Source organism: Pseudoroseicyclus tamaricis, from assembly GCF_012070395.1.
Classification (GTDB): Bacteria; Pseudomonadota; Alphaproteobacteria; order Rhodobacterales; family Rhodobacteraceae; genus Pseudoroseicyclus_A; species Pseudoroseicyclus_A tamaricis.
The window spans coordinates 725421-751395 of the sequence record NZ_JAAFYS010000001.1; the positions used below are offsets into that span (position 1 = coordinate 725421).

The following is a 25975-nucleotide window of genomic DNA, read 5'->3' on the forward strand; positions in this document are numbered from 1 at the left end:
GTCGCGTGCTCCGGTCGTTGGGAAAGGTATGGAAACGATGTCGGTGCCGCGAACGGCCCGGGCGGGTCTTCTGGTCATGATCATTCGGCTGCCTCGCGCCGCGCATTGGGCGCACCATAGCCGCCGCCGCCCGGCGTTTTCATGACAAAGACATCGCCGGGCTGGACCTCGGCGCGATCGTTGCCGGCGAGGGCCTCGGCGTTGCCGTCCGCCCGCTCCACAAGGTTCTCTCCCGGCAGCCCCGGAAAGCCGCCCGCCGCGCCGTGCGGCGCCGTGGCGCGGTGCGAGGACAGGACGGTCACCGTCATCGGCTCGAGGAAGCGCAGCCGGCGCACGATCCCGTCGCCACCCTGCCACCGCCCCGCGCCGCCCGAGCCGGAGCGGATCGAAAATTCCTCCACCCGAACCGGGAAGCGCGCTTCTAGCACCTCGGGGTCGGTCATGCGGGTGTTGGTCATGTGGCTGTGCACGGCGGAAGCGCCGTCGAAGCCCTCGCCGGCGCCGGTTCCGCCGCAGATCGTCTCGTAATTCTGGTGGCGATTGTTGCCGTAGACGAAGTTGTTCATCGTCCCCTGGCTGCCCGCGATCGCCCCGAGCGCGCCGTAGAGCGCCTCCGCGATGGCTTGGCTGACCTCGGTGTTGCCCGAGATGACGGCTGCGCCGGGGGCTGGGTTGATGAAGCAGCCCTCTGGCACGATCAGTCGGATCGGGGCGAGGCAGCCCTCGTTCAGCGGGATGTCGGTGCCAACGAGGGTGCGCAGGACGTAGAGCACCACGGCGCGCGTGATCGCGCGCGGGGCATTGTAGTTGCCAGCATCCTGCTGCGAGGTGCCGGTGAAGTCGATCACCGCCTCGCCCGCCTCCCGGTCCACGCGCAACGCCACCTCGATCTTCGCGCCGCCGTCGAGCGTGTAGGTGAATTGGCCATCCGGCAGGTCCCGCAGAACCCGTCGCACCGCCGCCTCGGCGTTGGCCTGCACGTGGCCCATATAGGCGAGCATCACGTCGCGGCCGTAGCGCCCCGTCATCCGACGCAGCTCGGCCAGGCCGGTCTCGTTCGCGGCCATCTGGGCCTTGATGTCGGCAAGGTTCTGATCGGGGTTGCGCGCCGGCCACTCCGCCGAGGCCAGCACCTCCCGCAGTTCGGCCTCGCGCAGCGCGCCACCGCGGGCGAGCAGGAAGTTGCGCAGCACAACGCCCTCCTCCTCGATCCGGCGGCTGTCGGGTGGGGCCGACCCGGGGGTGGTGCCACCGATATCGGCGTGATGGCCGCGCGAAGCGACGACGAATAGGATTTCGGCCCCTGCATCGTCCCACACGGGTGTGACGACGGTGACGTCGGGGAGGTGGGTCCCGCCGCGCGCCGGGTCGTTGGTGGCGTAGACGTCGCCGGGCCGCATACGGCCGGCATTGTCGCCGAGGACCGTCCGGACGCTCTCGCTCATCGAACCGAGGTGGACGGGCACATGCGGCGCATTGGCGACGAGGTTGCCAGAGGCGTCGAAGATAGCGCAGGAGAAGTCGAACCGCTCCTTGATGTTCACCGAATAGGCGGTGTTGGCCAGCGTCGCGCCCATCTGCTCGGCGATGGACATGTAAAGGTTGCCCATCACCTCCAGCAGCACGGGATCGGCTTCCGTCCCCTCGGGGCGGGTCTCGGCGCGCGGCTCGGTGCGGGTCACAATCAGGTTGCCGTAGCCGTCGGGCTGCGCGGTCCAGCCGGGTTCAATCATGTTGGTGCCGGTGGGCTCCACGACGAGGGCGGGGCCGGCGACGCGCTCGCCACTCGTCAGCGCCCCGCGATGCAGCACCGGCACCCCACGCCAGGCATCGCCGCACCAGATTCGCGCATCGGGCGCCGGGGCAGGGGACGTTTCAGGCTGCATCCCCGTCACCGCCTCGCCGGTGCGACCGATGGCTTCGACGCTGAGCTGCTCGATGGTCAACGGTTGATCCCCGGCGCCGAAGCCGAAGCGCTGGCGGTGGGCGGCATCGAAAGCGGCGCGCATGTCCTCCTGTGCGCCGAAGGGGACGGGCAGGGTCTGGAGGGCGATGCCGGCGCGGACATGCGCGGTGCGCAGGAGGGCGATGTCGTCGATGCCCTGCTCGGCCACCTCGCTCCGCGCGTCCGCGGCGATGCCTTCCAGCGCCTCCGCGGCGGCGCCCACCTCCTCCAGCGGCCGGCCCCACTGCACCTCGCGCAGCGCACGGATATCGGCAAGACCCATGCCCAAGGCCGAGAGCACGCCGGCATGGGGGTGGACGAAGACCGTGTCCATACGCAGCGCATCGGCCACCAGGCAGGCATGTTGCCCGCCCGCGCCGCCGAAGCACTGCAGGGTGTAGCCGGTGACGTCGTAGCCCTTCTCGACGCTGATCTTCTTGATCGCGGCGGCCATGTTCTGCACCGCGATGGTCAGGAACCCGGTCGCCAGCGCCTCCACGCTCATCGGCGGCTGGCCGGTCTCCGCGGCGATCTCGGCCGCCAGCGCCTCGAACGCCTGCCGCGGGGCGTCGGCATCCAGCGGCTGGTCGGCGCCGGGGCCGAACACCTTCGGGAAGAGCGCGGGCTGCAGCTTGCCGAGCACCACGTTGCAATCGGTCACCGTCAGCGGCCCGCCGCGGCGATAGGCGGCCGGGCCGGGATCGGCGCCCGCGCTCTCGGGCCCGACCTGAAGCCGCCCGTCCCGGAACGAGCAGATGGAGCCGCCGCCCGCCGCGACGGTGTGGATCGCCATCATCGGCGCCCGCATCCGGACGCCCGCCACCTCGGTCTCGAAGCTGCGCTCGAGCGTGCCGGCATAGTGGCAGACATCCGTGGAGGTGCCGCCCATGTCGAAGCCGATGAGCCGGTCATGACCCGCCGCCTCGGCGGTGCGGACCATGCCGACAACGCCGCCGGCCGGGCCGGAGAGGATCGAGTCCTTGCCCTGAAAGCGGTCCGCCGCCGTCAGCCCGCCGCTGGACTGCATGAACATCAGCCGCGGCCCGCCCTCTTCCTCGCGGCCCAGAGCCGCGGCGACGCGATCGACGTAGCGGCGCAGGATGGGCGAGAGGTAGGCATCCACCACCGCCGTGTCGCCGCGCCCGATCAGCTTGATAAGGGGGCTCGCCTCGTGGCTGAGCGAGACCTGGGTGAAGCCCTGCTGCCGCGCCATGCGGCCAATGATCCGCTCGTGCTCCGGCGCGCGCCAGGCATGCATGAGCGCCACGGCAATGGAGCGGACGCCGGTGCCGTAGATGCGGGCCAATTCGCGCCGGACCTGCACGGTATCGAGCGGCAGAACCGTCTCGCCGCCGGCATCCAGCCGCTCGTCCACCTCCACCACGGCTTCGTAGAGTACCTCCGGCAGGCGGATGTTGAGGTCGAAGAGGCGCGGGCGGTTCTGGTAGCCGATGCGCAGCGCGTCGCGAAAGCCGCGGGTGATGAACAGCACCGTCCGGTCGCCCTTGCGCTCCAAGAGGGCATTGGTGGCGACCGTGGTGCCCATCTTAACCGAGCGGATCGTGCCCGGCGGGATCGGCGCCCCTTCGGCGAGGCCGAGCACGCTGCGGATCCCGTGGACGGCGGCGTCCTCGTATTGCTCGGGATTTTCCGAGAGCACCTTTCGCGTGGTGATCGCCCCGTCCGGCGCGCGGGCGACGATATCGGTGAAGGTGCCGCCGCGATCGACCCAGAATTGCCATGCGCCATGGGGCTGCTCATTCATTGGTCATCTCCTGCATATCGTCGGCAAAACGCTTACGATTTGTTGACAAGATAATTTCGTGCGGTCAACCTCCATCTATCCGCTGCGCCGGAGAGCCGGCGTGGCGGAGCAAGATTCAACCGCTCAAGCGACTGACAGACAGGGACCCTCATGACCGCACACACGACAGCCCGGCTGATCGCCGGCCTTCTCGCCGCCACCGCCGTCCCGGCCGCCGCAGAGACCTGGGACATGCCGACTCCCTACGGCGACACCGTGTTCCACACCCAGAACATCATGGAGTTCGCAGAGGACGTGGCCGAAGCGACGGACGGCGAGCTCGAGATCACCGTGCACTCCGCCGGCTCTCTCTTTGCCCATCCCGAGATCAAGGATTCCGTTCGCCGCGGCCTTGCGCCCATCGGCGAGGTGCTGATGTCCCGGCTCGAGAACGAAGACCCGCTCTTCGGCATCGATTCCGTGCCCTTCCTTGCCGCGAGCTACGACGAGGCCGAGGCGCTTTGGGCGGCGTCGCGCCCCGCCATCGAGGAGAAGCTGGCCGAGCAGGGGCTGACGCTGCTCTTCGCCGTGCCGTGGCCGGGGCAGAGCCTCTACACGCAAGGCCCCGTCGAAAGCGTGGCCGACATGGAGGGCACCGCCTTCCGCGCCTACAACACCGCGACCGAGCGGCTGGCCACGCTGATGGGTGCCGTGCCGACGCAGATCGAGACCGGTGACATCCCCACCGCCTTCGCCACCGGCCGCGCCGACGCGATGATCACCTCGCCTTCCACCGGCGTCTCGTCGCAGGCCTGGGACTTCGTCTCCACCTATACCGAGCTTCAGGCCTGGCTGCCGAAGAACATGGTAATCGTGAACACCTCCTCCTTCGAGGGCCTGCCCGAAGAGGTGCAGACCGCCGTCATGGAGGCCGCCGAGGCCGCCGAGACCCGCGGCTGGGAGATGTCCGAGGCCGAGACCGAAGCGCAGATCGCCGCGCTGACCGAGAACGGGATGGAGGTGATGGAGCCCTCCGAGACGCTGTCTGCCGAACTCGCCGAGATCGGCGAGACGATGTCCGCGGAATGGAGCGAGCAGGCCGGCGAAGAAGGGCAGGCGGTGATCGACGCCTACCGCGCCGAGTAAGCGCCGTCCTCCGGGGCTGCCGCGCCGGCGGCCCCGGCACCCTTTTGCACGTCCGCGCATCGGAGCCCGCCATGCGATTGTTCCTCGACCGGTTATATGCCGGATCCCTCTTCGCCTCGGCGGCCAGCTTCGCCGCGATCGCCGGGCTCGTCCTCATCCAGGTTCTTGGCCGGCTGATCGACCGCGCCGCCCGGCTCGTCGGCGCGCCGCCGCCGGGGGTGACCGTGCCCTCGCTCGCAGAGATCGGCGGCTTCCTCTTCGTCGCCGGGGTGACACTGGGGCTGGCCGGCACCTTCGTGCGGGGCGGACATGTGCGGGTCTCGCTGCTGACGCGGGCGCTGCCGCCGGGCGCCGGGCGCGGGCTGTCGGCCCTCGTCGCGGCGGCGGCGCTGGGGCTTTCGGCCTTCGGAACATGGTCGAGCTGGCTGCAGACGGTGGATAGCTGGGTCTTCGACAGCGTCAGCTTCGGAATGATCCGCGTCCCGCTCTGGCTGCCGCAGGGCGTGATGACGCTGGGCCTCGCTCTGCTGACGCTGGCCGTGCTCGACGCGCTGATCCAGCTGCTGCGCGGTGCCACGCCGGCCTACGAGATCGGCGAGGCGGAAGCCGGGGGAGAGGGCTGATGGAGATCGCGACCCTCGCGCCGATCCTGATCGTGCTGCTCTTCGCCGCGCTGGCGGCGGGCCTGTGGATCGGCTTCGCGCTGATCGTCATCGGCCTCGTCGCCATGGCGGCGGCCTCGTCCGCGCCCGTCACGCTGGTCTTCGCCACCCGTGTCTGGGGCGGGCTGACGGTGTGGGATCTCACCGCCCTGCCGATGTTCATCTGGATGGGCGAGATCCTCGTGCGCTCGCGGCTCTCGGCGGACATGTTCGCCGGGCTCGCGCCCTTCACCCGCTACCTGCCGGGGCGGCTTCTTCACGTGAACGTCCTCGGCTGCGCGCTCTTCGCTGCCGTTTCCGGCTCGTCCGCCGCGACCACGGCGACGATCGGGCGCATGTCGGTGCCCGAGCTGACGGCGCGGGGCTACGATCCGCGCATCGCGATCGGCAGCCTCGCCGGATCGGGCACCTTCGGCTTCCTGATCCCGCCCTCGATCATCATGATCGTCTACGGCGCGGCGACAGAGCAATCCATCGCCCGGCTGTTCCTCGCCGGGCTGGTGCCGGGGCTGATGCTGGCCGTCCTGTTCTCGGGCTTCATCATGCTCTGGGCGACGACGCATCGCAGCGCCATGCCGGCAGACGAGCCGGGATCGGGCGATCCGCGCGCCGTGCTTCGCCTCCTGCCGGTCATCGGGCTGATCGCCGCCGTCATCGGCTCGATCTATGCCGGCATCGCCTCGCCGACCGAGGCGGCGGTCATCGGCGTCGCAGGTGCGCTCATCCTCGCCTCCGCCACCGGTGCGCTGGGCTGGCGCGGGGCGGGCGAGGCGCTCATCGCCGCCACCCAGACCACCTGCATGATCGCCTTCATCCTCGCCGGGGCCGCATTCCTGACCGTGGCCATGGGCTATACCGGCATCCCCCGCGCGCTGGCCGCTTGGATCGGCGAGATGGGGCTGTCGCCCTATGCCCTTCTCGCGGCGCTGACGGTGTTCTTCGTCGTCATGGGCATGTTTCTCGACGGCATCTCGATCGTTGTGCTCACCGTCTCGATCATCATGCCGATGGTGCTGGAGGCCGGGATCGACCCGATCTGGTTTGGCGTCTTTCTCGTCCTCGTCGTCGAGATGAGCCAGATCACCCCGCCCGTGGGCTTCAACCTCTTCGTGCTGCAGAAGATCACCGGGCGTGACATCCTTACCCTCGCGGCCTATGCCGCTCCCTTCTTCGGGCTTCTCGTGCTGGCCGTCGCCCTTCTGTCGGCCTTCCCGCAGATCGCCCTCTGGCTTCCCGGAACAATGCTGAACTGACCCATGACCCGCAAAGACGAAACCACAGCCATCGGCCCCGTCGTCAGCTCCGCGCATCTGGCGAATTCGGCGCTGCCCGAAGCGTCCGAGATGGAATTCGCCATCACCATGACCAACCACGCCTTCCAACGCTGGATGTCGCGCTGCATGGCGGCGGCGGGGGAGGCGGGGATGGCGCCGCTGGAAATCCTGATCCTGCATCTGGTCAACCACCGCGAGCGGCCCAAGACGCTGGCCGACATCTGCCTGGTGCTGAACGTCGAGGATACGCATCTCGTCAATTATGCGCTGCGCAAGCTGACGGAGCGCGGGCTGATCGACACGGGCCGCAAGGGCAAGGAGAAGACGGTCGCCATCACCGAGACGGGCGCCGCCCTCTGCAAGCGCTACGGAGAGGTGCGCGAGGCGCTGCTGATCCGCGGCCTCAAGGCGACGGGGCTGGACCCGCGCGAGATGTCGAACCTCGCCGCGCTCCTGCGCGCGCTGTCGGGCAGCTACGATCAGGCGGCGCGCGCGGCGGCGAGCCTCTGACGGGGAAGGGTGCCGGGCGTCGATCCTGTCGCCCCGACAGCGCGGTGGGCAGGTAGAGCGCCAGCCCCGGCATCGCGATCAGCTCCGCCGCCATCGCCAATATTGACAGCGCATAGGGCGCCGCGCCGACCATCACTTCAGACATTCGGCCCGATGTGCCGGCGCTTTGCACGACGTAGAGGAGTAAAGCCAGCGCCAGAAGGAGGCCTTGATCAGCCCGGCGGGGATGAGCTGCGGCACCGTGGTCGGGCTGAGCAAGCCGTAGACGATCACGTTGATCGACGGCGGGATCATGATGCCCAGCGTGGCGCGAGCCGCGACAGCGCCGGAGAAGAGGCGCGGGTCGTAGTTCAGCCGCTCAGCCTATGGCATCGCCACGGTGGCGACGGTCGGTGCGGTCGGGACGGAGGAGCCGGAGGTCGCCGAGAACCGAGACAAAAATGAACTGCATGAAGCTGCTCGGCCAGAAGCTAACTGCACGCGCTTTGACCGACAGACCGCGAGCTTCAAATCCGCGCTGCCATCCTGAACCGCTTCACCGCCCTCGGCATCCCCGTCACCCAACCCGTCCGCTGACCTCGGCAGCGAAAAGGGAAAGCGCGGCCTTAAGGCCTTCCGTGCAACAGAGCCAGTCGGAGGGTGAAGAACCGATCGTCGTCGCAGCGCCGCATTGCTGCTCCGAGCTCGACTGAGACTTGACTCATTTGATCTTCCCTACGGCTGTGCCAGCCCTTCTTTCGATAATTCTCGAAATTTGGCTTGACGGGCTCATGGACTGGCCACATCTTACTTCCATGAATTTAGAAATAGCCTCCCGCCAGCTCGAAGCGCTCGGCAACCAAACGCGTCTCGAGATCTACCGGACGCTCGTTCGTGCTGGCACGGGCGGGCGCACGGTGGGCCAGATCCAGGATCATGTCGGCCTGCCGGCGTCGACCCTGTCGCACCATCTGAAGCGGCTGATCGATCAGCGTCTCGTGCGGCAGGAGCGATCCGGGACAAGCTTGATATGTCATGCCGAATACCCGGCGATGACAGCCCTGATCGGCTTTCTGTCCGATGAATGCTGCGCCGATCAGACGCTGACCTATCGTACTGGAGATTGCCGGAAAGAGGCCACTGACGGCTGAAGTTTTGCGTTTTAATTCCATCATACTGGAAGGATCGAATAATGACCTATACTGCTGAACTCCCGGTCGCCGTGATCGGCGCCGGCCCTGTCGGCCTCGCCGCAGCCGCCCACCTTGTCTCGCGCGGGTTGGAGCCGCTGGTCTTCGAGCGCGGCGAGAGCGCCGCAGCCGCGGTTGCCGAATGGGGGCATGTGCGCGTCTTCTCGCCCTGGGAATACAACGTCGATGCCGCCGCGCGGACGCTCCTCGAAGGCACCGGTTGGACGATGCCCGACCCGGACTATCTGCCGACGGGCGCTGAATTGATCGCGGATTACCTCGCCCCGCTCGCGTCGCATCCCGACATCGCCCCGCGCCTTCGCCTCGGCGCGGTGGTGACCGCGATCACACGGCAGGGGCATTCCAAGCTCTCCAGCGTTGGTCGCGACCAGTCCCCGTTCGTGGTGGTCTGGACGGACGCTGCGGGCAGGCAACACCGCTCCATGGCGCGCGCCGTCATCGACGCCTCCGGCACCTGGCTGAGCCCCAATCCGATCGGTAGGGATGGTCTGCCGGTCGCCGGCGAGATCGAGGCGAGGGACCGGGTTGCCTATGGCATCCCCGACGTGCTCGGCAAGGCGCGGCCGGATCACGCCGGACGCCACACGCTCGTCATCGGGGCGGGGCATTCCGCCATCAACGCGGCGCTTGAGCTGATGGACCTGCAGGACGAAGAGCCCGCCACGCGCATCACCTGGGCCACGCGCTCCGGCGGCATCGAGCGCATTCTGGGCGGCGGGCTGGCCGACGAGCTGCCCGGCCGCGGCCGGCTGGGGCTCCGCGCGGCCGAGGCCGTCCAATCTGGCCGTGTCACCTTCCGCTCGCCCTTCATGGTGGACGAGATCGCCCGGCAGGGCGATGGCCTCACCATCACCGGAGCCGAGAATGGCCAGCCCACGAGCTTCGAGGTCGACCGCATCGTGGTCGCCACCGGCTTTCGCCCAGACCTCTCGATCCTCTCCGAACTCCGCCTGTCCCTCGACCCCGCCGTCGAGGCCACCCCCGCGCTCGCCCCGCTCATCGACCCGAACCTCCATTCCTGCGGCACGGTCCGCCCGCATGGCGTCGTCGAGCTGACCCAGCCAGAGACCGACTTCTACATCGTCGGCATGAAATCCTACGGCCGCGCGCCGACCTTCCTGATGACAACGGGCTACGAACAGGTGCGCTCGGTGGTCGCCGAACTCGCCGGTGACCCCGTGGCGGCTCGCGAGGTGCGGCTGAAGCTGCCCGAGACGGGCGTCTGCAAGGTGTCGTCCAGGCCCGCGCCTGTGTCAGGCGGATGCTGCGGCGGGGCACCGAAGGCGGACGCCTCCGCCTGCTGCGCCAAGGACGAGGCGTCCAAGGCGGAGGGCAAAGATGGTTGCGGTTGCGGCTGCAGCACCGAGAGTGAGGCCGAGCTCGCACAATGACACGCGCGGCGCGGCTGAGGACGGTCTCGGCCCTCGGCATCATCGAGATCTTCGCCTGGGGCACCAGCTTCTACCTGATCGCCGTCCTCGCCGGGCCGATCGGCGCCGAGACCGGCTGGTCCGGCGCCGCGATTTCCGCCGGAGTGTCTCTCGGCCTGCTGGTCTCGGGCCTCTTCGCCTCGCTCGTCGGCCGGAGGATCGAGCGGCACGGGGGGCGCCCCGTTCTCGCGGTGGGCATGGTCCTCCTCGCCTGCGGGCTGGGGCTGCTCGGGCTCTCCCGAAGCCTCCCGGCCTACTACCTCGCCTGGGCGATCATGGGGGCCGGTATGTCCTGCGGCCTCTACGACGCCGCCTTCTCGACCCTCGGCCGGATCTTCGGCCGAGACGCCCGATCCGCGATCACCCAGCTGACCCTCTGGGGCGGGTTCGCCAGCACGGTCTGCTGGCCCCTTTCGGCCTGGCTCGTCGAGGCCGTGGGCTGGCGCAGCGCTTGCTTCGCCTATGCCGGGTTTCACCTCGTCGTCACCCTGCCGCTCGCGCTCCTCGCGATCCCGCGGGCCGAGCCGCCGCCGCGCGGCGTGCCGAGGCGGCCCCTGCCGGTCGCGGCGGCGGTGCCGGTGACGGACATGCGGTTCCTCTGCCTCGCCACGGCCGGCGTCGTGCTGGCGATGCTCTCGACGATCTGGTCGGTGCATTTCGTGTCGATCCTGACGGCGACGGGCTACGGGGTGCCCGCAGCCATCGCCATCGGCACGCTCATCGGCCCGGCGCAGGTCGCGGCCCGCGTGCTGGAGATGATGGGCCGTGGCCGCCATCACCCGGTCTGGACGATGCTTGCCTCCACGAGTGCTGTCGTCGCCGGGTTCTCCGGCCTGCTCTTCGGCCTGCCCGCGGCCCTCGCGATGATCGCCTGGGGGGCCGGCAACGGCCTTTGGTCGATCGCGCGGGGTGCCCTGCCGCTCTCGGTCTTCGGCTCAGAAGGCTATGCGCGGACCATGGGACGCCTCGCGACCCCGGTGCTGATCTCCTCCGCCGCGGCCCCGTCCATCGGAGCATTGATGAAGGACGTTCTCACCGCAGACGCCATGCTGGGTGTCATGGCGACAGCATCCATCATCCCGCTTGCGATGGCCCTTGTCCTGCTGCGACACAAAAGGCCCGTTCTGGCTGTTTGAGATCGATCCCGATCATCGTGCCGCATGGAGGGCCGGCGACGAACATCCGGATGGGTCTGCGACGTCGGCGAAGCTGACACTATCGCCGAGATAATGCCGCGAGGTCGTTATGCCCCTTCAGGGGAGACTCACTGCAGCGCAGCCAATCCACTTGAACAGCAGCTTTGGGCCGGAAGGGGTCATCGTGGCTGACGAGTTCAAAGTCAGCATTGGGCCGGAAGAGTCCGGCAGGCCAACTATCCTCAGATGTCTGCGTCGGACCGAAACCGCAGACTCGCTTGGCTCGACCTGTCACGTGGAGGACCCTACTAGCTCGGCGCCACCCCACTAGTGCAGGCAACGGTCGGGCTAGTGGGGTGATAGCCCAGACGTTCGGCAGTTATATACTCTACAAAGCAACCGCCGTATTGCATCTTTGGTTAAAGGAGTTGCCGCGCGGGCATGATGGTCCATTGCGGCGACATTGGTATTAGCCCAGCCGTCCGCGCGATCACTCGGACCGGTTGAGTTCACGCGCCTCCGTTCCGAGCATCTCGCCCAGCGTCGACACGTCCAGCATCGTGTTTGCCAGGAGCTTCTTCAGCTTGGCATTCTGCTCTTCGAGGGCCGACATCCCTTTCGCAACTGATACGTCCACCTTCAGACGCATCAGATCGACGTCTTTCGGCGCCTCGGGGCCATGGAGAGGTAAAAGTCCACCCGCGTCTACTCGGGCTGACAAGCTCGGGCACCATGATCTGGTTGCCGACGAAGATGAGGTTGGAGAGAATCTGGAGTCCGGCATCATCTCGGACGGGTTCGACATCTCGACATCCTACACGCTGAATTTCGCGAATAATGGCGTCGGGATGGATCTTTACCCGGCATCCGGATGAAGACCTGACGGGCCCGGGCTTCGCCGCCGCCTCAGAGACCGACCTTTCACGGCAGCCCTCCAACCGGTTATTGCGCCCGTTCCGACCCGCCAGCCCGTCCTGCGATTGCAGGAGGTGGGCAAGATCTTCACCGGCTAGGTCCTCGCGCTCCGCCGCTTTAACCTCGAAGTTCGGCAGGGCGATTTCATCTCGCTCCTCGGCCCTTCGGGGTGCGGCAAGTCCGCCGCCTTGCGGCTGATCGCCGGGCTGATGCCGCCGACCGCGGGGCGCATCTCCCGGGGAGGCGGGCAGAAGGCCGACGACCTCGGCGTCGTCTTCGAGGAGCCGACGCTGATGCCCTGGGCGACGGTGGCGAAGAACGTCTTCCTGCCCTTCCGCAGGGGAAGAGCTTCAACTTCGTGAAGTCCCGCATCGAGGAGGCGCTGGCGCTGGTGGGGCCGGAGAGGTTCGGCGGCGCCTCCCCGCGCGACCTGTCGGGCGGCATGGCGATGCGCGTCTCCATCGCCCGGGCCCGCGAGCTGAGGGTGCAGGCGGGGATGTTCTGGGTGCGCCTCGGCTGGGAGGCCTTCGGGACGCCGGAGTGGCTCTATTCGGAGCAGGAGCGCAGCTTCGGCATCCATGGCGGCGACGCGGAGACGTCGCTGGTGCCGTACTTCCGGGCGGAGACGGTGGGCATGGGCGCCGCGGTGGACTTCCGCTCCACCGCGGAGACCTCCGCCATCTCGCCCACCGGCGCCGCCCAACCCCTGGAGAGCTTCGCCCCGTTGCGCCCGCCCTTCTAGGAGGCCCGACTTCGACAGTAGCACCGGCAGCTCATCCGCCTCCACGAGGGTGCGGCGACGGCGCAGACGACGAAATCGCCGATGCGCATTGCGGTAAGCCTCTGTCGCCACAAGGTCCATGTGCTCCTCGCGCACGTGGGCGAGAAGCGCATATCTCGTCCGGCTCCTCGACCTGGCAGTCGAGCAGCGTCGGCTCGAAGACCGGAACCATGCCGCCGCCGAAGGGGGCGTCCTTGACCGGAACCAATCCGGGGCGCTGCCAGCTCAGACTGGCAGCTCCTCCGCCGCCGCGAGGTAGGCCCGCCAGCCGCCATGAGAGGTGATGTCGGTCGCTCCCGCCGTCGCTGCCGCCTCGACGAGGAAGCCGGTGCAGCGCCCGCCGCCCTCCAGTGTCAGCGTGCCGAGCGTGAGGGGGGCGGGGATGCCGGCGAGGAAGGGGCCGAGGCCGGCGAGCGGCATGGCCCAGAGCTCGACCTCCACGGCCCGCCCGCCGCTGCCGACGCGCAGGAGCCCGGGCTTGGGCGGCGTGGTGCCGGGAAGGGCGAAGAGCCGGTAGTCGGCGCTGGTGCGCGCGGGGCCGAGGCAGCGGGCGCCGAGCGCCGTCAGCTCGCCATTGAGCGGCAGGCCCGACATGTGGGCGCCGACGGCAGCGACGACCGCCTCCCCCGGCCGGGCGCCGGCCGGAAAGTCCAGCGGTGCGGGGCGCGGCAGGCCATTGCCGGGTATGACGGCGGCGTCCCGCTCGATGCGGGCGGCAAGCGCGACGAGCCGGCCGTCATGGCCAGCGGGAGCGAGAAGCGTGACGCTGCCGGGCCGGCTGGCGGGGCCGGGCGCGGTGGGGACGGCGAGGGCGCAGAGGTCCATCAGGTTGACGAAGTTCGTGTAGGTGCCGAGCCGGCTGTTCGGTCCGACCGGGTCCTCCTCGATCTCGGCCATCGTGACGGGCCCGGGGATGGTTGGCACGCAGAGCGCATCCAGCCCCTCCAGCGCCGGCTCCGCCGCGCGCCGAAGCTCCGCCAGCCGGTAGAAGCCTCGGAAGGCGTCGACGGCGGTGAGCCGGTCGGCGGCGGAGATGATGCCCTTCGTGACCGGGTGGAGCGCGCCGGGCCGGCCGCGGTACGTCTCCTCCACCGCCGCCATCCGCTCCGCGACCCAGGCGCCGGAATAGAGCATCTCGGCGATCTCGAAGCAGGGGGAGAGGTCCACCTCCACCAGCCGCGCGCCGAGGGCGGTGAGGCGGGCAACGGCGGCATCGAAGGCGGCCTCCTCCGCGGCGTCGCCGAAGAAGCGGCGGGAGGCGGCGTCGGGGACGCCGATGACCGGAGCGGGCGGAGCGTCCAGCGCCGGGGCTGGGAAGCGGCGGGCGTAGGCGTCGTCGGCGTCGTAACCGGCAGCGACCTGCAGAGCCGTCCAGCTATCGGCCACGCCCGCGGAGAAGATGGAGATGGTGTCGAGCGTCCGGCAGGCGGGGACCATGCCGCTGGCGCTGAGAAGGCCGAGCGTTGGCTTGACGCCGACGATGTTGTTCAGCGCCGCCGGCACCCGCCCGGAGCCTGCCGTGTCCGTCCCGAGCGCGAGGGTCACGATCCCCTGCGCCACCGCCACGGCGGAGCCGGAGGAGGAGCCGCCGGGCACCAGGCTTGGGTCCAGCGCATTGCGGGGGGCGGGGTAGGGCGAGCGGACGCCGACGAGGCCGGTCGCGAACTGGTCGAGGTTGGTCTTGCCGATCACCAGCGCTCCGGCGGCGCGGAGGCGGGCGACGACGAAGGCATCGGTGTCCGGCCGGTAGGCGAAGGCGGGGCAGGCGGCGGTGGTGGGCAGACCGGCGACGTCGATATTGTCTTTCACCGCGATGGGCACGCCCCAGAGGGGGTGGGTCTCGGGGTCGAAGGGCGGCAGGGCAGCGGCCTCGGCCGCCACCTCCGACTCTGGCCGAAGGGTGATGAAGATGCCCCCGTCGGCCACGGCGCGGATGCGGGCATAGACCTCCGCGATCACCGCTTCCGCCGGCTCGCCGGCAGCATAGCGCCTCCGTAGCGCCGCGGCCCCGAGGTCCGGCGCGCCTACACTCTTTGCATCCATGACGTCAGCCTTCTTGCAGAAATTCCACCGGCCGGGACCAGCTGAGGAGCGCCACGCACCCCTCCCTTGACCAAACCGAATGTTCGCTCCCTTCCGGGTTCATCACGACGCTCCCGGCGGGATAGTCCCCGCGCTCGTCGCTCTGGCTGCCAGCGAGCACCTGCACGATCTCCAGCCCCGCATGGCGGTGGCGCGGGGCGCGGGCGCCGGAGGCGTAGCGCAGGAGCGCCACCTCCGGCGGGCCCGCGGCGAGGCGGCAGATCTCGATCCCCTCGCGGAAGGGGGCGAAGGGCAGATCGTCCCAGCCGCCCGAGAGGAGCGCGGGGTAGACCCGAGACTCAGGCATCGGCCACGGCCGGGGCGAGAGCGGTGAGGATCGTCTCCACCGGGGTCGTCCAGCCGACGATGGCGCCCTGGGCGCGGATCATGGCGAGCGTGGCCGCCTTGAATTCCGGGAAGTAGCTCTCCGTCGCATCCTCGGCGAGGAGGCTGTCGAAGCCTCTGTCGTTCGCCTCGCGCATGGTGGTCTGCACGCAGACCTCCGTGGTGACGCCGGCGAAGATCAGCGTGCGGGTGCCGAGCGCGGCGAGGTGGTCGGAAAGGTTCGTCGCGTAGAAGGCGCCCTTGCCGGGCTTGTCGATGACCGTCTCGCCCGGCAGCGGCGCCAGCTCCGCCACGATCTCCGCCCCCGGCTCGCCGGCGATGAGCACGCGGCCCATTGGCCCGGGGTCGCCGATGCGCAGCGAGGGTGCCCCCCGCAGCCGCTTGGCGGGCGGGCAGTCGGAGAGGTCGGGGGCGTGGCACTCGCGCGTGTGGATCACCGGAACGCCGGCGGCGCGGCAGCCGGCGATGAGCCGGGCGGTCGCCGGGATGATCGCCTGCAGGCGCGTCACGTCATTGCCGAGCGAGGCGCCGAAGCCGCCGGGCTCCACGAAGTCGCGCTGCATGTCGATGACGATGAGCGCCGTCGTGGCCGGGTCCGCCTCCAGTGCGAATGGCTGGGCATCGATGATCATGCGTGGCCTCCCATGTGGCGCCCGAGCGTCGGGATGTCGGCCTCCGCCGCGGCGCATTCGTAGACGATCCGGCCTTCGGACATCACCAGCACCCGGTCCGCCAGTTCGAGGATCTCGTCGAGATCCTCGCTCATCAGCAGCACGGCGGCGCCGGCGTTTCGCGCCGCCATGATCCGCGAGCGGATCTCGGCGACGGCGATGAAGTCGAGCCCGAAACAGGGGTTGGAGATGATGAGCAGGTCCACCTCCCCGTCCAGCTCGCGCGACAGGACAGCGCGCTGCACGTTGCCGCCGGAGAGGGCGGCGATGGGCGCCTCGACGGAGGTTGTCTTGACCTTGTAGTCCGCCACCAGCCGCTCCGCCCGCCGGCGCATCTCTCCCGGGGCGAGCCAGAAGCGCGTGCCGGCACCGGCGGCCTCGAAGCTGCGGAAGCCGATGTTCTCCGCCACGCTCATGCGGGGGGCGCAGGCGTTGTGCAGCGGCTCCTCCGGCAGGTAGCGCACCTTCAGTCGCCGCTCCTCGCCGCGGGTGGCGCGGTAGGGGGCGCCGTGGACGCGCATGGTGCCGGCGCTCGTGGCGCGCTGGCCGGTGAGGATCTCCATCAGCTCCATCTGCCCGTTGCCGGAGATGCCGGCGATGCCGACGATCTCGCCGGCGCGGACGCTGAGGCCGTCGATGGCGATTTCCTTCAGGCCGGAGCGGTCGCGGGCGCGGATGCCGACGAGCTCCAGCACCGGCGCGCCGCTCGTCTCCGCCCGTGCGGCGGGGGCGGCGGGCCTGGCGTCGCCCATCATCATCGCCGCCATGTCGGCATGGGAGAGGTCGGCCACCAGGCCGCTACCGACATGGCGCCCGCGGCGGAGCACGGTCACCTCGTCGGCAAATGCCGTCACCTCGCGGAACTTGTGGGTGATCATCAGGACGGAGAGCGCGCCCGAGGCGCAGAGCGCCTTCACATGGCCCAGCACCTCGTCCGCCTCGTCGGGGGTGAGCACGCTGGTCGGCTCGTCGAGGATCAGGAAGCGCCGGCCGAGGTAGAGCTGCTTGAGGATCTCCAGCTTCTGCTTCTCGCCCGCCGCCATCCGGTGGACGGGCTCTGTCAGCGGCACGCGGAAGGGCATGGCATCCATGAAGGCGCGGAGCGCCGTCAGCTCCTCCGCCCAGTCGACCACCGCCGGGACGTCGGCGCGGGAGATGACGAGGTTCTCCGCCGCCGTCAGCGCCGGAACCAGCGTGAAATGCTGGTAGACCATGCCCAGCCCCTTGGCGTGGGCATCGCGCGGGTCGCGCACGTGGCCGTCGAAGCCGTCGATCAGCAGATCGCCGGAGGTGGCGTGGTAGAAGCCCATGATGCACTTCACCAGCGTCGACTTGCCGGCCCCGTTCTCGCCGAGGAGGGCGTGGAAGGAGCCGGGGCGCACCTTGATGGAGACGGCGTCGAGCGCCGTGAAACTGCCGAAGCGCATGGTCATGCCGACCGTCTCGATGCCGACGGCGCCGCGGCGGACGCGGCTCGCCGCCTCGGGGAGGGCAGGGGCGTTCACGGCAGCACCGCGAGCAGGTCGGCGGAGGTGGCGACGGCGCCGAAGACGCCGCCCTGCATCTTGATCATCTCGATGGCGGCGGCGTGGTTCGCCGGGTCCGTCGCCGCGCAGCAATCGGTCAGCATGACGCACTCGAAGCCGCGGTCATTCGCCTCCCGCATCGTGGTGTGCACGCAGACGTCGGTGGTGATGCCGGTCAGCACGATGTTGTCGATGCCGTTCAGGCGCAGGATCATCTCCAGATCCGTCGCGCAGAAGCTGCCCTTGCCGGGCTTGTCGATGATCACCTCGCCCGGCTCCGGCGCCAGCTCGTCTATGATCTCCCACCCCGGCTCGCCGCGGGTGAGGATGCGGCCGCAGGGGCCGGGGTCGCCGATGCCGGCGCCGATCTGGCGGGAGCGCCAGCGCTTGTTGGCCGGCAGGTCGGCGAGATCGGGGCGATGCCCCTCCCGCGTGTGGATCACCATGTAGCCCTTCTCGCGGAAGGCGGAGAGCAGGCGGCGGATGGGCTCGATCGGAGCACGGGTCAGCGAGATGTCGTAGCCCATCGCATCGACATAGCCGCCGGGGCCGCAGAAATCCGTCTGCATGTCGATGACGATGAGCGCCGTGTTTGCCGGCCTGAGGTCTCCGTTCCACGGCCAGGCATAGGGGGCGGAGGCGATGGTGGTGCCGGCCGGCGTGTCGGACATGACGTTCATGGATCTGCGCTCCCGGGGGCAGGTGATGAAGATTACTTGGTGATCGAAAGTTCGCGCGGTGCGCCGGTGAGCGCCCCGGACTTCGAGGAGGAGAGGACGAGGACGATCAGTGTCAGCACGAAGGGCGCCGCGTAGAAGAGGTAGTAGCCCTGGGTGACGCCCACCGATTGCAACGCCGGCCCCAGCGCCCCGGCGGCGCCGAAGAGGAGGGCGGCGAAGAAGGCGTTGATCGGCGACCAGCGGGCGAAGATCACCAGCGCCACGGCGATGAGGCCCTGCCCGGAGGAGATGCCTTCGTTCCAGGAGCCGGGGTAGAAGAGCGACAGGTACGCCCCGCCGATCCCCGCCAGCGCGCCGCCGAAGGCGGTGGCGAGGATGCGCACCCGAGCGGGGCGGATGCCGAGGGCGCGGGCGGCGTCGGAGCTATCGCCGACGACGCGCAGCGTCAGCCCGATCCGCGTCTTCCGCAGCATCCAGGCGAGGGCGACGGCCAGTGCCGCGCCGACGAGGAAGAGGACGTTCACCCGCAGCGCCGCCTGCACCTGCGGCAGGTCGCTCCACCAACCGAGGTTGATCGCCGGCAGGTCGGGGGCGACGGGCTGGATGAAGGGCTTGCCGAAGAAGAAGGCGAGCCCGGTGCCGAGCAGCATCAGCGCGATGCCGATGGCGATGTCGTTCACCTTGGGCAGCGAGCAGAGGAGGCCGTGGACGAGCCCGAAGAGCAGCCCGGCCAGCGCCGCCGCGCCGACGCCCGCCCAGGCGGAGCCGGTGAGGTAGGCCAGCGCGTAGCCCGCCATCGCGCCGAAGACGAGCGTGCCTTCCAGCCCGAGATTGATGCGCCCCGACCGCTCGGTGATCACCTCGCCGAGGGAGACGAAGAGGAAAGGGGTGGAGACGCGGATGGCGCCGCCGATCATCGCCAGGGGCACGGCCCAGAGGCCGATATCGCCATTCATGCCCGCTCTCCCCGGCTGAGCCAGCGCGTCAGGTCGAGCCGGCCGGTGAAGGTTTCGCTGGCGAGGATCGCCACGAAGATGAAGCCCTGCAGCACCGTCATCGTCGCGTCCGGCAGCTCCATCCGCCTCTGGACGAGGCCGGAGGAGGCCTCGATCCCGGCGAGGAGCAGGGCGACGGGGATGATGGCGAGCGGATTGTGCCGCGCGAGGAAGGCGATGAGGATGCCGGTATAGCCGTAGCCCGCGGCCAGCGAGGCATTGGCCGAGCCGTGGACGGCGGAGACCTCGAAATATCCTGCGAGACCCGCGCAGGCTCCGCCGAGCGCAGTGAAGCCGACGACCAGCTTCGTCACGGGTAGACCCTGCACCTGAGCCGCCCGCACGTTGCCACCGGCGATGCGGGCGGAGAAGCCGAGCGTCGTGCGCTCGATCAGCACCCAGGCACCGATGCAGGCGAGGAACGCGACGGCCAGCCCCCAGTGCACGCTGAAGCCCGGCATGTCGCCCACCCGCAGCGCCTCAGCCAACGGCGCGGTGGAGGGCTTGTTGAGCGAGGCGGCATCGCGGAGCGGGCCCTCGACGAGGTGATTCATCAGCGCGATGGCGATGTAGGCCATGAGCAGCGAGGCGATGGTCTCGTTCACCCCGCGCCACTGGCGCAGCGCCCCCACGGCGCCGATCCAGAGCCCGCCGATCAGGGCGGCGCCTAGTGCCATGAGCGGCATTGCGATCAGCGCCGGCCAGCCGCCGAGCACCGCACCGAGGCCGCCCGCCATCACACCGCCGAGGACGATGGCGCCCTCGCCGCCGATCACCACCAGCCCCAGCCGCGCCGGGATGGCGACGCAGAGAGCGGCGAGGAGGAGAGGTGCGGCGCGGGCGAGCGTGTTCGTCCAGGAGAAGCCGGTGCCGAAGCCGGCCTGGTAGACGAGGGTGTAGAAGGTCCACGGGTTCTTGCCGAGCAGCACCAGGAACAGCGCAAAAGCGGCAAAGCCGGTGACCAGCGCCGCGAGCGGCAGGAGCACCCCCTCAGCCCGCCCGGCGAGGGGCACCAGCCACGCTCGGGCGGACCGGGCCGGTGCCGTGATCTCCACCCCCGCCGACATCTTACGACGTCGACCCGATGACGCCGTCGACGAGGTAGTCCATCGATTCGAGCTCCACATCGGTCTCGAGGTAGGAGACGCCGTCGGCAGCGATGACGTTGCCGCTGTTGTCGGCCAGCGGGCCGTTGATGACCGCGTAGTCGCCGGCCATGATCTCCGCCTGCACCGCCTCGAACTGGGCGCGGGCGGCGTCCGTCACCGCGGGGCCGAGGGGGGACATCTTGATGAAGCCCTCCGCCAGCCCGCCGCGCACGAAATTGGGGATCGGCTCGCCGGCGAGCGTTTTGGCGACCATGTCGGTATAGACCGTCGCCCAGTTCCACTCGGCGCCCGTCAGGTAGAGCTCTGGCGCCAGCGCCGACTGGTCGGCGTGGTAGCCGCAGACATAGGCGCCGCGGGCGGCTGCCGTCTCGATCACCACCTTCGGGCCGTCGACGTGGCAGGTGATGACATCCGCCCCGGCATCGGCAAGCGCGTTGGTCGCCTCCGCCTCCTTCACCGCCATCGACCATTCGCCGGTGAAGATCACCTGGCATGTGATCTCCGGGTCCACCGCCCGGGCGCCGAGGAGGAAGGAGTTGATGTTCAGCAGCACCTGCGGGATCGGCTTGGCGGCGACGAAGCCGATCTTCTTCGAACTCGTCATGTGCCCGGCAACGATGCCGTTCAGGTACTGGCCCATGCCGATATAGCCGAAGTAGGAGCCGACATTCTCCGGCATCCCCGGCGTCCAGAGGCCGCCGCAATGCTTGAACCGGACATCGGGGTATTTCGGCGCCACCTCGAGGATGTGGGGGTCGAAATAGCCGAAGGAGGTGGGGAAGAGCAGCGAGGCGCCGTCGAAGTTGATCATCGACTCCATCGTCTGCTGCACGTCCTGCGTCTCGGCGACGTTCTCCTCCTCGATGACGGTGACGCCCTCCATCGCCTTCACGGCGGCGGCGCCCTGGGCGTGGGCCTGGTTGTAGCCGTAATCGTCGCGCGGTCCGACATAGATGAAGCCGACCGTCAGCCCGCCCTGCGCCCGTGCCGGCAGGCCCATGGCCGCGGCGCCGGCGAGCCCGGCGGAGGTGGTCAGGAAACGTCTGCGGGTCAGGAAGTCTGCGGCCATGGGAGCACCCCTCTCTCGGCGGTTCCGGCGATTCTGCGGCCGGGTTGAGGGAAGGTTACGCTATGAACTGCTGATGTCTGCTGCTAAGTCGGCACCATTGTGGTGCAGGAATTGCAGCGGTGACGAATGAGGCATCTGGAGACGCTGGAGTTCATCGAGGCGATCCACCGCGCCGGCTCGATCCGCGGTGCGGCGGACTCCCTCTCGCTCACCTCGACGGCCCTCAACCGCCGCCTGCTGGCGCTGGAAGGGGAGCTGGGCGCGCCGATCTTCGAGCGTCTCCCCCGGGGCGTGCGGCTCTCCCCCGCAGGAGAGCTCCTGATCCAGCATATCCGCGGCCAGCGGGCGGATCTGGAGCGGGTGCGCAGCCAGATCGCCGACCTGAAGGGCGAGCGGCGGGGCCATGTGAAAGTGGCCTGCTCGCAGGCGCTGTTGCCCTACTTCATGCCCCGCGAGATCAGCGCCTATCGTGCCGAGCACCCGCTGGTGACCTTCTCCGTCAATCTGCGCGACCGCTACCGCGCCGAACGGGCGCTGGTGGCGCATGAGGCGGATATCGCGCTCGTCTTCGAGCCGGTGCGCCTGGCCGATGTGCAGGTGCTGGCGACGGCGCCGCAGCCCGTGCACGCCGTCATGGCGCGCAGCCACCCGCTGGCGGCCAAGCGCGTCGTGCGCCTCTCAGACCTCGCCGCCTTCCCCGTGGGGATGCCGAGCGAGGAGTTCGGAGTGCGCTACCTCCTCGACATCGCCATGCGCCGCTCGTCGGTGAAGCTGACGCCGCTGATCGAGTCCGACAGTTTCGAGTTCCTGCGCTGCTACCCGGGGCCGGAGCTGATGGTGACCTTCCAGATCCCCATAGGCCTGCCGGCGGACGATGGCCGCGAGCCCATCGTCACCCGCCCGATCGACACGCGCGACGTACCGGCGGGCCTTCTCTACCTCGCGCAGATGCGGGGCCGCACCCTGCCGGTCGCCGCCGCAAACTTCGCCCGCCAGCTCGCCCGTGCACTGGACGCGGCGGAGCCAAAGGGGGAATAGCAGGGCACGACAGGGCCGTGCCCGGCTCGATGTAGTGCGAAAGCGCCATGAGCCATGACGCGGCGATCATTCTGGTCAGAATTCTCTTCGTCATCTCTTCCGCTGCACCTCAGACACCTTTGTCGGGGCGGCGCCGTTGCTCAAGACTCTTGTGCCGTGAAACATGAACCGATATTCATGTGCCATGGCAACGGCACCCAAGACCACGCGCGGATCGGCGCGGCGAGAACAGATCCTCCGGTCGGCGGAGAAGGTGATTGGCGAGAAGGGGTTCTCCGCTGCGTCCATCGCCGAAATCACGGGTGACGCGAAGACCGCACTGGGGACATTCTACATCTACTTCGGGTCCAAGGAGGAGGTCTTTCGGGAGCTCCTCGACGAGATGGGGCATCTGACCCGCAGGGTGATGACCGACGCCGTGGCCGGCGCCCCCGACCGGCTTGAGGCCGAGCGACGGGGCCTGCTGGCCTTTCTGCGGTTCGTTGCCGAGCGACCCTCCCTCTACAGCATCGTCGAGCAGGCGCGCTTCGTCGATCAGGAGGCGTACCGCAACTACTTCTCCCGCTTCGCGGCAGCCTACTCGGTGCAGCTCGAAAGGGCCGAGGCCGCGGGCCATGTCCGTCCCGGCAACGCGGAAGTCCGGGCCTGGGCGCTGATGGGCATCGCCAGGAGCCTCGGCGACCGGTTCGGCCTGGCGGAAGAGCAGGGCGACCTTGAGGCGGTCGCCGACGCGGCCTTCGACATGATCCGCGACGGGCTTGCGCCGTGAGGAGCGAGCAGGTCCAGCTCGATCCCGCCGAGGACGGCGTCCTCCGGCTGACGCTCTGTGCGCCACGTGCCAACGCGCTGACGCCGGAGCTGCTCGATGCCATCCGCGCGGCGCTGGACTCGGTCGATCGCGCGGGCCCGTCGACGCTGATCGTCGCCGGCGGGCGCAACTTCTGCTCGGGCGGCGACGTGGCGCGGTTCCTCGATGCCGCGGATCGCGGAATGGCGAAGGACTACGCCCGCCAGGTGGTGCCGGCCCTGCAGGAGGTGGTGCTGCGCCTGTTCGGCCTGTCCGCGACCGTCGCCGTCGCGGCGCGGGGCGCGATCACCGGCGGCGGGGCTGGGCTGCTCTTTGCTGCGGACTGCGCCGTGCTGGCCCCCGATGCCTTCGTCCAGCCCTTCTACGCGCGTATGGGCTTCGCCCCCGACGGAGGCTGGACGGCCCTGCTGCCCGACCGGATCGGGCGCGCGCACGCCGGGGCCTGGATTGCGACCGACCGCAGGCAGGATGCAGAGGCGCTGAAGGGCCTCGGCATATGCGACGCCGTGGATGCTGACCCCGAGGCGGCGGCGCTGCGCCTGCTCGATGGCACATCCGCCGGGACCCGGATCGCCGCGAAGCGGCTGCTGAGGGACGAGACGACGCTCAAGGCCGTCGCCGCCGCGCTCGACGCGGAAACCGCGGCATTCCTCGACCGGATAGACACCCCGGATGTCGCCCGGCGCATGGCGGACTTCGTGGGAGTTTCCAGGGACGCGGCGCATGTTTGACGCCGTTCCCGACATGGCTGCCAAGCGGGCGGAGCTTTCGGGCGACACGCTCGCCTTTCGCGACACGAGGACGGGGCGCGACTGGACCTTCCGCGAGGTGGACGCCGCCGCCAACGGCGCCGCCGGCGCCCTCCGGGACCGAGGGCTTGTGGAGGGCGACCGCATCGCCTGTCTCTGCCTGAACGGGGCGGGGTTCTTCGTGTTGCTCCTGGCCTGCCAGAAGGCCGGGCTGATCCTGTGCCCGCTCAACTGGCGTCAGCCGGCCGCCGAACTCGCCGACGCGGTGGCTCTGATGACGCCGCGGTTGATCCTGCACGACGACGCCATGGCCGATCTCGCGGCCGCCGTGGCGGAGGAGGCGGCAATCCCCGCGGCCTCGTTCGATGAGGGGGCCGCGCTCTGGCAGCCGGGGCAGCCCGGCTCCGTGGGCATGATCCCGGCCGACCGGCCCTGGTATCTGCTCTGCACCTCCGGCACGACCGGGCGACCGAAGGCGGTGATCCAGACGGCGCGCATGGCCTGGGCCAACGCGGTCAATATCGGGCAGGCGATCCACCTGACCGCCGCGGACCGGTCGGTGAACTTCCTGCCGATCTTTCACACCGCGGGCATCAACCTCTACACGATGCCCGTCTTTCTGACCGGGGGCAGCTCCACGATCCTGCCGAAATTTGAGCCGCAGGACATTCTGGGCCTGCTGCGGTCGGGCGGCGTCACGCAGTTCTTCGGTGTGCCGGCGATCTACCAGGCGTTCAGCCTGTCCCCGGACGTGGGCGACGTGGACTGGAGCGGCGTGAGGTGCGGCTGCGGCGGCGCGCCGCTGCCCGAGCCGCTGATCCGCTTCTTCGCGGAGCGGGGCGCGAAGGTGCTCAACGGCTTCGGCATGACGGAAACCGGCCCGACGGTGTTCCTGATGGACGAGGCCAATGCCGAGGCCAAGATCGGCTCGGTCGGCCGACCCCAGATGCTGACGGAATGCCGGCTCGACGGTGTGCCGGACGGCACGCCGGGGGAGGGCGAGATCCTGCTGCGCGGCCCGAACGTCACGCCCGGCTACTTCGACAACCCCGAGGCGACCGCCGCCGCCTTCGCCCCCGGCGGCTGGCTGCGCAGCGGCGATGTCGGCCAGCGTGACGCCGACGGGTTCCTGCGCATCGTCGACCGGATCAAGGACATGTACATCTCGGGCGGCGAGAACGTCTATCCGGCCGAGGTGGAGCGGGTGCTGGTCGAACATCCCGACGTTCTGGAGGCCGCCGTGATCGGCGTGCCCGACGAGAAATGGGGTGAGACGGGCGCCGCCTTCCTCATTGCGCGCCCGGGCCACCGGATCGAGCCGGAGGCGTTGCGCGCCTGGTGCCGCGCGCGGCTGGCGGCCTACAAGATCCCCGCAACCGTGCAGGTGCTGGAGGACTTCCCGCGCACCGCGGCGGGCAAGGTGCGCAAACCCGATCTCAGGGCGAGGAACGAACGATGACCGAGTTGCGACAGACATGGCGCCCCACGCAGGCGGAGTTCCAGCGCTTCGCGGACGTGTCGGGGGACGACAATCCCATCCACGTCGATCCGGAGTTCTCCGCCCGCACCGCCTTCGGCCGGACGGTGTCGCACGGGATGCTCATCTACACGAAGCTCTGGGGCATGGTTCTCGCCGCCCGGCCCGGCGCCGCCGTGGTGCGCCAGACGATGATGTTCCCCAACCCGGCCTTCGCGGAGGAGGAGGTGCAGCTCGTCGTGGCGGGCGAGCTGCCGGGCAGCGTGACGATGCGGGCGGTGCGCGTCTCGGACGGGGCGGAGCTGTTCACCGGCGAAGCGGAGGTGTCGTGATGAAGATCGGCGAGCGCAGGGAAATCCGGCGTGTCTTCACCACCGAGGATGTCGGCGCCATTGCCGCCCTCGGCGGTGGCACAGCCGGTGACACGGTCCCCGAGCCGCTGATCGCAGCCCTGTTCTCCTATCTTCTCGGCGTCGAACTGCCGGGGCCGGGCACGAACTACCTCAAGCAGGAGATCGTGTTCGCAGCCCCCGCCCCTCTGGGTGCGCCCCTTGTCGCCTCTGTCGAGGTGATCCGCCTGCGTCCGGAGAAGGGTCTTGTGGATCTCTGGGCCGCTGCGCGCCTGGAGGACGGGACATTGGTGGCCGAGGGCCGGTCGCTGGTGAAGTTCGCGGATTTGGCGAAGGCCTGACG

Annotated in this window: 24 protein-coding genes and 3 pseudogenes; 16 read left to right on the top strand and 11 right to left on the bottom strand. The window is 69.5% G+C overall.

The window, feature by feature from the left end:
• Positions 1–80: 80 nt before the first annotated feature.
• Positions 81–3710 (bottom strand): hydantoinase B/oxoprolinase family protein, encoded by a 3630-nt coding sequence (locus tag GY170_RS03320; protein ID WP_163889934.1) that lies wholly within the window; start codon positions 3708–3710, stop codon positions 81–83.
• A 150-nt stretch (positions 3711–3860) separates the two neighbouring features.
• Between GY170_RS03320 and GY170_RS03325 the strand changes: the two genes are divergently transcribed.
• From GY170_RS03325 to GY170_RS03340, 4 genes are all read left to right on the top strand, one after another.
• On the top strand, positions 3861–4835 hold the full coding sequence (locus GY170_RS03325) for a TRAP transporter substrate-binding protein (protein WP_235923996.1): 975 nt from the start codon (positions 3861–3863) through the stop codon (positions 4833–4835).
• A 71-nt stretch (positions 4836–4906) separates the two neighbouring features.
• Positions 4907–5458, top strand: coding sequence for a TRAP transporter small permease (locus GY170_RS03330; protein ID WP_163889936.1), 552 nt, complete (start codon positions 4907–4909; stop codon positions 5456–5458).
• Positions 5458–6750 carry a TRAP transporter large permease gene (locus tag GY170_RS03335; RefSeq protein ID WP_163889938.1) on the top strand — a complete coding sequence of 431 codons (1293 nt, stop codon included), beginning with the start codon at positions 5458–5460 and terminating at the stop codon, positions 6748–6750. Before GY170_RS03330 ends, GY170_RS03335 begins: the two co-directional genes overlap by 1 nt.
• Positions 6751–6753: 3 nt before the next feature.
• Complete coding sequence (locus GY170_RS03340) at positions 6754–7281, top strand: winged helix DNA-binding protein (protein WP_394351475.1); 528 nt, start codon at positions 6754–6756, stop codon at positions 7279–7281.
• 178 nt (positions 7282–7459) lie between these two features.
• On the opposite strand, the pseudogene GY170_RS03345 reads toward GY170_RS03340, so the two are convergent.
• Positions 7460–7710, bottom strand: a pseudogene (locus tag GY170_RS03345) (TRAP transporter large permease subunit); the annotation flags it as partial.
• Between GY170_RS03345 and GY170_RS03350 the strand changes: the two are divergent.
• The 4 genes and pseudogenes from GY170_RS03350 to GY170_RS03365 all read left to right on the top strand — a co-directional run.
• Positions 7707–7857, top strand: a pseudogene (locus GY170_RS03350) (IS5/IS1182 family transposase); the annotation flags it as partial. The pseudogenes GY170_RS03345 and GY170_RS03350 overlap by 4 nt on opposite strands.
• A gap of 194 nt (positions 7858–8051) precedes the next feature.
• Positions 8052–8411 (top strand): ArsR/SmtB family transcription factor, encoded by a 360-nt coding sequence (locus GY170_RS03355; protein ID WP_235923997.1) that lies wholly within the window; start codon positions 8052–8054, stop codon positions 8409–8411.
• Between the two features lie 41 nt (positions 8412–8452).
• Entirely contained in the window at positions 8453–9862 is a 1410-nt protein-coding gene (locus GY170_RS03360; RefSeq protein ID WP_163889940.1) for an NAD(P)-binding domain-containing protein, read from the top strand.
• Positions 9859–11037, top strand: coding sequence for an MFS transporter (locus tag GY170_RS03365; RefSeq protein ID WP_163889942.1), 1179 nt, complete (start codon positions 9859–9861; stop codon positions 11035–11037). Before GY170_RS03360 ends, GY170_RS03365 begins: the two co-directional genes overlap by 4 nt.
• Before the next feature lie 526 nt (positions 11038–11563).
• Here GY170_RS03365 and GY170_RS03370 read toward each other — a convergent pair.
• A pseudogene (locus GY170_RS03370) lies at positions 11564–11674 on the bottom strand (IS3 family transposase); the annotation flags it as partial.
• A gap of 424 nt (positions 11675–12098) precedes the next feature.
• Between GY170_RS03370 and GY170_RS18640 the strand changes: the two are divergent.
• A complete protein-coding gene (locus GY170_RS18640) occupies positions 12099–12314 on the top strand; it encodes an ATP-binding cassette domain-containing protein (RefSeq protein ID WP_328800195.1) in 216 nt (71 codons plus the stop codon).
• Complete coding sequence (locus GY170_RS18645; RefSeq protein WP_328799882.1) at positions 12311–12694, top strand: creatininase family protein; 384 nt, start codon at positions 12311–12313, stop codon at positions 12692–12694. The genes GY170_RS18640 and GY170_RS18645 overlap by 4 nt, the downstream gene beginning before the upstream one ends.
• A 264-nt stretch (positions 12695–12958) precedes the next feature.
• On the opposite strand, the gene atzF is transcribed toward GY170_RS18645, so the two are convergent.
• Genes atzF through GY170_RS03415 form a run of 8 tightly spaced genes read right to left on the bottom strand, consistent with a single transcriptional unit; the run spans position 12959 to position 21210 of the window.
• Complete coding sequence (gene atzF, locus GY170_RS03380; RefSeq protein WP_163889946.1) at positions 12959–14776, bottom strand: allophanate hydrolase; 1818 nt, start codon at positions 14774–14776, stop codon at positions 12959–12961.
• A gap of 4 nt (positions 14777–14780) precedes the next feature.
• On the bottom strand, positions 14781–15122 hold the full coding sequence (locus GY170_RS03385) for a cupin domain-containing protein (RefSeq protein ID WP_163889948.1): 342 nt from the start codon (positions 15120–15122) through the stop codon (positions 14781–14783).
• Positions 15115–15792, bottom strand: a complete 678-nt coding sequence (locus tag GY170_RS03390; protein ID WP_163889950.1) for a cysteine hydrolase family protein — start codon at positions 15790–15792, stop codon at positions 15115–15117. Before GY170_RS03390 ends, GY170_RS03385 begins: the two co-directional genes overlap by 8 nt.
• A complete protein-coding gene (locus tag GY170_RS03395) occupies positions 15789–17336 on the bottom strand; it encodes an ABC transporter ATP-binding protein (protein WP_235937784.1) in 1548 nt (515 codons plus the stop codon). The genes GY170_RS03390 and GY170_RS03395 overlap by 4 nt, the downstream gene beginning before the upstream one ends.
• Positions 17333–18037: a biuret amidohydrolase gene (gene biuH, locus GY170_RS03400; RefSeq protein ID WP_163889952.1), complete on the bottom strand. Its 705-nt coding sequence runs from the start codon at positions 18035–18037 to the stop codon at positions 17333–17335. The genes GY170_RS03395 and biuH overlap by 4 nt, the downstream gene beginning before the upstream one ends.
• A gap of 32 nt (positions 18038–18069) precedes the next feature.
• Positions 18070–18993 (bottom strand): ABC transporter permease, encoded by a 924-nt coding sequence (locus tag GY170_RS03405; RefSeq protein ID WP_163889954.1) that lies wholly within the window; start codon positions 18991–18993, stop codon positions 18070–18072.
• Positions 18990–20099: an ABC transporter permease gene (locus tag GY170_RS03410; protein ID WP_163889956.1), complete on the bottom strand. Its 1110-nt coding sequence runs from the start codon at positions 20097–20099 to the stop codon at positions 18990–18992. The genes GY170_RS03405 and GY170_RS03410 overlap by 4 nt, the downstream gene beginning before the upstream one ends.
• Before the next feature lies 1 nt (position 20100).
• Entirely contained in the window at positions 20101–21210 is a 1110-nt protein-coding gene (locus GY170_RS03415; protein WP_163889958.1) for a BMP family ABC transporter substrate-binding protein, read from the bottom strand.
• Between the two features lie 126 nt (positions 21211–21336).
• Between GY170_RS03415 and GY170_RS03420 the strand changes: the two genes are divergently transcribed.
• The 6 genes from GY170_RS03420 (at position 21337) to GY170_RS03445 (ending at position 25973) form a co-directional block, all read left to right on the top strand.
• A complete protein-coding gene (locus tag GY170_RS03420) occupies positions 21337–22248 on the top strand; it encodes a LysR family transcriptional regulator (RefSeq protein ID WP_163889960.1) in 912 nt (303 codons plus the stop codon).
• Positions 22249–22432: 184 nt separating this feature from the next.
• Positions 22433–23017 carry a TetR/AcrR family transcriptional regulator gene (locus GY170_RS03425; protein ID WP_163889962.1) on the top strand — a complete coding sequence of 195 codons (585 nt, stop codon included), beginning with the start codon at positions 22433–22435 and terminating at the stop codon, positions 23015–23017.
• Complete coding sequence (locus GY170_RS03430) at positions 23014–23787, top strand: enoyl-CoA hydratase/isomerase family protein (protein ID WP_163889964.1); 774 nt, start codon at positions 23014–23016, stop codon at positions 23785–23787. The genes GY170_RS03425 and GY170_RS03430 overlap by 4 nt, the downstream gene beginning before the upstream one ends.
• A complete protein-coding gene (locus GY170_RS03435; protein WP_163889965.1) occupies positions 23780–25264 on the top strand; it encodes a class I adenylate-forming enzyme family protein in 1485 nt (494 codons plus the stop codon). Before GY170_RS03430 ends, GY170_RS03435 begins: the two co-directional genes overlap by 8 nt.
• Positions 25261–25614 (top strand): MaoC/PaaZ C-terminal domain-containing protein, encoded by a 354-nt coding sequence (locus GY170_RS03440; RefSeq protein WP_163889966.1) that lies wholly within the window; start codon positions 25261–25263, stop codon positions 25612–25614. The genes GY170_RS03435 and GY170_RS03440 overlap by 4 nt, the downstream gene beginning before the upstream one ends.
• Positions 25614–25973, top strand: coding sequence for a hotdog family protein (locus GY170_RS03445; RefSeq protein WP_203531148.1), 360 nt, complete (start codon positions 25614–25616; stop codon positions 25971–25973). The genes GY170_RS03440 and GY170_RS03445 overlap by 1 nt, the downstream gene beginning before the upstream one ends.
• Positions 25974–25975 lie beyond the last annotated feature (2 nt).